The following is a 2081-nucleotide window of genomic DNA, read 5'->3' as shown; positions in this document are numbered from 1 at the left end:
CTGCTTGATAACCCGAGCTTGAGTATCGCTGCACTTTATCAGGATGATCAACTGTTGGCCTGCGCATTACTCAGTGACGAAGGTGAGTTACAGCCCGCATTGTGTCAGCAGATTTATCAAGGCAGTCGACGGGTGCAGGGGCATTTACTGGCTCAAAGTCTGGCATTTCATCTGGCCTGCCCTGAATTTGCCCATCAACCGCTGGTACGGATCATGCGAATCGCGGTAGTCCCTGCTATGCAACGCCTCGGGTTAGGCAGTCAGTTATTGCATGAAATTGGCCGCGCCCTGCGTCAAAAAAACGTAGCTGCCGTGGGTACGAGCTTTGGTGTCAATCCATCACTTCTGACATTCTGGCAAGCAGCCGGCTTTTATCCGGTGCGGCTAAGCCACTTTGCCGATAACACCAGTAGTGAACCATCAGTATTAATGGTTAAGCCACTTAATAATATTAATGACGCCTTGGTAACGCAGTTGCAACGACAGGCTGCCTCAGAGTTATACCATTGTCTGCAGGAGTATCCGGAAAATTTAAGTTTTCAGGTGATTAGCAAATTAATCCTGCCACCAGTCAACCCGCTAACCGATCTTGATATTGAACAACTACAGCTATTCGCTGCAGGAAAACGTCCCTATCAGTTAATCGCCTGTCAGCTGCTGAACTGGTTCAATCTGCACTATCCGTTGTTGGAGCCATCGTCTGCCAGCGTACTGGCAGCACGGTTATGGCAAAAGCAAAGCTGGCAGACTATCAGTCAGCGGTTTCAACTGGCAGGCAAAGCGGCCTGTATTGAACTGATGCAACAGCAGATCAGCCAGCACAAGTTTTGAACAAAATCAGAAATGCTGTTTTCAGCGCGGGAAAAATGCTACTGTGCGGCGTTTTTAAATTAATCTAACTGATGGTCTAATCAACTCTATGACGATGATCGCACCTATTGTTTTAAGCCTTGCTTTAACCAGCACAGCGGGCTACAGCAAGACCGAACTGCGGACCTTGCAGTATGCGGTAAACAGCCATGCTTACAGCGTCGCACTGGAACAGTTCTACCAGCACTGTTTGCAGCTGGATCCAGGGCAATATATGGTTAAAAAGCCTGACAATAAACGGTTTCATAGCTTACTGCAGCAACAATTACAGCTTGAACCAGCTCAATTTGTCAGTAGCGTTGCTGTAAATCCTAAACTTCTGCAGCGGACACCAAAAGATATTGCGTTAGCGGATTGCACAGATCACGCTGGTTACCAGAAAGTTTTAGACAGGTATGAGCTTGAGTTGTTTGCCCTTGAAATTGCCACGCCGGTTAAAGTTAATAGTCAGACAACGGAAAGCCAGCGGAAACAGCAGCACAATCTAAAAGTAAAAAATGCGACTGAGCTGTTAGAGCGAAGTAAGGCGGTGGCAATGGTGAGCATTATCGACCGCAACACACTGAGCACGCTGGAGCAAAGTAATTTTCTACACCCGGAATACAAAGGCCGTTATATTTACCGGGTAGATCAGGGCTGGCGCAACATACCTGCCCGATATATGGGCATGCAACGTTATCTGACCGACCAACAGTTTGCAGCAAGCCCAAAAAGCTCGCTGCTGTTACTGGATCAACATAATCAGTTTCTTAAGGTTTTCGACGCAGCGGAAGCCAAAGTCTATCTTAACCTTTTAGGTAAACCAGAATGGCATTTCGATAATCAGGGCAACCTGCAGCGAAAGTAAAACCTCTCAATTTCCAAATCCCCCTCAATCCCTCTTTCTTTACAAAGGGGGAAGCTTCTTCGTAGCATGGCGATTTAATACTCGATTGTATTGCGAAGTCCAAAGCCAGCATGGCGACTAAAACGCCAGGAGCGTTTTAGGACGTTGCGAAGCAACGGCCCGAAGGGCGAAACACTTCCCTGTGTTTCGCAATGCCACCAGCGAAGCGCTGTGGCCGGCGTGGGAGTGTCGTGCGCCGGCAGGATGGCCTGCCCCGAGGCGCTTCAACGCAAAAAGGCCTACCGGTTAGGGTAGGCCTTTTGCTTGAATTGGGAGCCTGGCGGTGTACTACTCTCGCATGGCGAATGCCACACTACCATCGTCG

At 48.7% G+C, this 2081-nt stretch carries 2 protein-coding genes; both read left to right on the top strand.

Annotated features, from left to right (window positions below; all coding sequences use genetic code 11):
• A partial coding sequence (locus tag R3177_RS14645; RefSeq protein WP_318971746.1) for a GNAT family N-acetyltransferase occupies window positions 1-831 on the top strand: 831 nt, incomplete at its 5' end.
• An 88-nt stretch (window positions 832-919) separates the two neighbouring features.
• Window positions 920-1717, top strand: a complete 798-nt coding sequence (locus tag R3177_RS14640; protein WP_318971745.1) for a hypothetical protein — start codon at window positions 920-922, stop codon at window positions 1715-1717.
• Window positions 1718-2081 lie beyond the last annotated feature (364 nt).

The organism is Arsukibacterium sp. (genome assembly GCF_033722355.1).
Classification (GTDB): domain Bacteria; phylum Pseudomonadota; class Gammaproteobacteria; order Enterobacterales; family Alteromonadaceae; genus Alishewanella.
The sequence above is the reverse complement of the archived record's forward strand: the minus strand, read 5'-3'. Positions and strand labels throughout refer to the sequence as shown.

Coding starts and splice junctions, on each gene's coding strand:
- R3177_RS14640 (WP_318971745.1), top strand. CDS start 920: ATGACGATGATCGCACCTATTGTTTTAAGCCTTGCTTTAACCAGCACA.